The 3813-nt window shown below is 42.4% G+C and carries 1 protein-coding gene; it reads right to left on the bottom strand.

From position 1 onward, the window contains the following. Nucleotides 1–822: 822 nt before the first annotated feature. Nucleotides 823–3654, bottom strand: a complete 2832-nt coding sequence (locus tag ACFQ2O_RS20530; protein WP_377532517.1) for a PA14 domain-containing protein — start codon at nucleotides 3652–3654, stop codon at nucleotides 823–825. Between the last annotated feature and the right edge of the window lie 159 nt (nucleotides 3655–3813).

Below are 3813 nucleotides of genomic sequence, written 5' to 3'. Positions count from 1 at the left end.
ATATATGGTTTTGTATATAAAATCAAGTAAATGCACGGCTTTCAGTTCAAAAAAGGTTAGGTTTAGTTAAGTTGAATTTTATAGATACTGAGGGAAGGGTGAATTTGTATTATTTTTTAAGTGGCTGCAAAGGGTAAAGATTGTAGCTCGTGTTTTTGGTCTCTTGACATTTTGCCAAATAATAGTGAAAAATGATAGCGAATCTAAAAGCTTGAAACAGCTGATGTATGCAGTGTGGGGATAAGTAAATATAATCCTCATGACAGAATTATTTGTTGTCATAAGGGCATCTGATTACACCCTATTTCTGATTGTTTATCAGGATGATTAATCTGTTAAACCGTGAATCTAAAGAACTTATTTAGTAGGAGAGATAGGCGTAGGAAGGTTTAATGAACTTACTTCTTTAGGAGTGACTCTAGCTTGAAGTTATGATAAGCTATATGAGTTTTAGCAGCTGTTGATGCTTTCGGTGGAAGTATATTGCAAGAATGGAGTAAGTTGATCAGTCTTAGCGCTGCTATGGTAGAGGCACCTAAGATTTTAGGAATGGCTGCATGCTTACTAGTGGCTGTTTGGACACTCTGCAAGGTTAGTTGTTATCAGAGGAATGGTGCCTTTAAGAAGCATTTAGATTGAAGAAAACTACTATGTTGTTAAGGTTATTTAGTAGCTTACAGGGCAGTGCAAGACGCTAAAATTTAAGAGGGCTCACATTCTGGAATAACCAGTTGGGAAGGTAGATTTTGTGAAAGCTTGTATAAAGCAAAAGCCCCGGCACTTTGTGCCGGGGCTTTTGCTTTATACAAGCTTTTGAATTTGTTATTGCTTTACAACTTTCAATGTTTTAGTAGCACCTGCCTTGTCAGCGTATCTTAAGAAGTATAAACCTCTTTTAAGTCCTGCACCTGCCAGGTTGATTGTCAATTTGTTGCCCTCTAAGGTCAGATTCTGTTGCTTATAAATAACCTTTCCTGTCTGGTCTAGTATAACAACCTCTTTAAGCTCTGTTTCCTGTTCTCCCATGTTCAATGTGATTACTTCATTGAATGGGTTAGGGTAGGCTGAAACCTGGTTAAACAGTGGTTCAGTTTCAAATGAGCTGGCTGTCATGGCGCTAGAGCTGGTGCTGGTAAGTGAGCTGCCAAAAGCAGTTAGTCTGTTTCCTGCAATTGGGCGCTCCATGTCACCGTCAGGTAATTGCCAGCCTACTGCCAGGTTATCTCCACCTCCGTGCTCTACATGCAGAGCCTCTATGTAGTACAGCTGACCTGCTTTCAAGTTTACCTTAGCTGATTTTTGAGAAGAATACTTGTTCCACTCTCTTGAGTTAGTCCAGTTGTTAGGGCCGTTGATATAAGCGATTCTGCTTTTGTTGTTCGGGTTATCAGAAGTGCTCAACCATAACTCAGCTTCATCATCACCTGCTATCCAGAACGTGTATTCACCGCTTTGTGGGGCTGTGATATAGCCTCTGATACGCTGGCCGTAGTCGTTGCCTGCATTAGATGGCGCTTCGAAAAGCGTTAGTTCTGTTACGCTGTCTGGGGTTTTATTTACAGGGATATCATCCGCTGATTTTATACTTACATTACCCCAGAATTCACGCTCAATTTTACCAGTAGTAGCTACTGTTGGTTTGGTGCTGCCCTTAGGAGATAAACTGTTTCCGGAAATCGGCATTTCCTTAGCACCGTTTGGCATTTGCCACGCTACGGCCAGGTTGTCTCCGCCACTGTTTTCTTTGTGTAGTGCTTCAATGTAGTAGCGCTTTCCTGCTTCAAGAGATACACTTGCCGATTTCTGAGACTTATACTTTTCCCACTCACGTGAGTTAGTATATCCATCTACATATGCAATCCTTTTTTTGCTATTAGGATCTTCTGATGTGCTCAGGTATAATTCTGCGTCATCGTCTCCAGCAATCCAGAAGGTATACTGGCCTGATTGTGGTGCTGTAATATAGCCGCTGATGCGCTGTCCGTAGTTATCTCCTGCATTAGACGGTGCCTCAAAAGAAGATAAGGTAGTAGTGCTGTTAGGAGTTTTGCTAACCGGTATTACATTAACCGAACCATAAGGCAGGTTCGACCAGAATTCTCTTGTGATGGCACCCTGCGTTTCTGTTTGTGGTGCTTGAGGTGCTTGTGGCGACGGTGTTTTGCCTTCTGCTTTAGTTACATTCAGCTGAATGGCCTTTGAAGTAGTTGAGGCGCCATCATCGTCGGTGGCTTTAGCGGTTAACGTATAGCTTCCAGCTGTTAGGTTGCTAAGTGTAAAATTGAACGGGCCTGACGTTTTTTCGCTAACTTTTGTGCTGCCCTGGAATAGCTCAACCTTTTTTACTGATCCATCTGAGTCATCTGCAGCAACAGATACCGAAATACTGCCTTCTGTGTAAGATGAATTATTGGAAGGAGAGGTGATGGCTACAGTAGGTGCTGCATTGGCTGGAGCTGGTTGGCTTGAGCCATTGGGTCCTAATACAATGCCGTTTTTCTGCAACTTCTGATTCCAGCTTTTGAATTCGTTCTGCTCATCCTCTAATGTAATTACAGTATTTAAAGGGAAGATATTGTCTCTGAAGGTAGCCCCCTCTGCTACTGTAACGTTGTTTCTAAGATTAGGGTAATTGCGGGCATAAATGGCTACTGTGTTATTATCAACAGAGTTTTCATACATAGAGCCTTTGTGATAGTAGTCCTTGCTCCATAGGCCGCCTGTGTACATGTTGAAAGGTGCGCCATTCGCAAAGGTAGTGGCATTAATTGCCCGGTTGTGGTGGTAGCGAATGTTATGGCCGCCAGCTATGCCGAGAGAGTAAGCCCCTAACCCTACTAGTTGGTTTTCGTATACATCCAGGAAGGCAGGAGAGGTGTCTGGTGTTCCATCTCCATCTGCCAGAATACCGCCACCTGTGTATGTGCTTGATGTTGCAGGTAGTGGGTAAGATCCTTGGATATAGTTGTTGTGGATCTTAATAGGAGAGTTGGCTGTTCCGCGGGCATTGTGAATGTTGATGTTATCTTCAACCACAGAGTTGTTCGCTTCGTTGATAATCTGATTCCAGGCGATTTCTGCATGGCTAATGCCGTTTCTGAAGTGTAAGCCAACAAAGTTTACTTTTTCCCAGCCCCCGTGTATACGGCCATCTATATTTTTAATTTTGTTGTAACGGATTTTGATTGTTTCACTCGGTGTTCCGTTGCCTTGGTAGCGCCCCCCCAGGTTTATACCAGCAATACCTTCAAAGTAGCAGTTCTCTACCACTATATTCTTGAATTCATCTGCAACAAGGAAATTTCTAGATTTTTTATAGCCTTTCCATGGTGTAGGAGTGAGGCCATAGCCATTGGTGTGTCTAACTGTGATGTTTGCAACTGCACCAGTAAAACGAATAAGGCGGCCAGCGCTACGAATATTTGAATTAATGATCACTACGGGCTCTGAAGTAGTGATTTCTACTGCAGGGATGTTGGTATCGCGAGACTCCCAGTTTCCTGTGTAAGTTCCGCCCTTTGTAATAACAAGTGGGCCGCTGTAGTTCTGAGCAGCTGCCACTAGTGGGGTTAGCACAATAAATAAAAAGGCTAAGAAATGAGCTAGTACAATTTGTCCAGCCCTCTTGTTTAGAAGTGAGGTTGTGGTGTTCATTTACTTTGGCTACAAGTTGATGAATAGGATTTTGTTGTTGTTGTGTTTTGTGAGCTTTTGGTAGTCTTTAAAATTAAGTGCTACTTTTTAAGCTTTTTCGTGAGCAACTCTTGCTCTCTCTGTTCTTTAAAATTATTTAAATACCATCTATATAACTTG

It is taken from the genome of Pontibacter rugosus (assembly GCF_042678745.1).
Lineage (GTDB): Bacteria > Bacteroidota > Bacteroidia > Cytophagales > Hymenobacteraceae > Pontibacter > Pontibacter rugosus.
The sequence above is the reverse complement of the archived record's forward strand: the minus strand, read 5'-3'. Positions and strand labels throughout refer to the sequence as shown.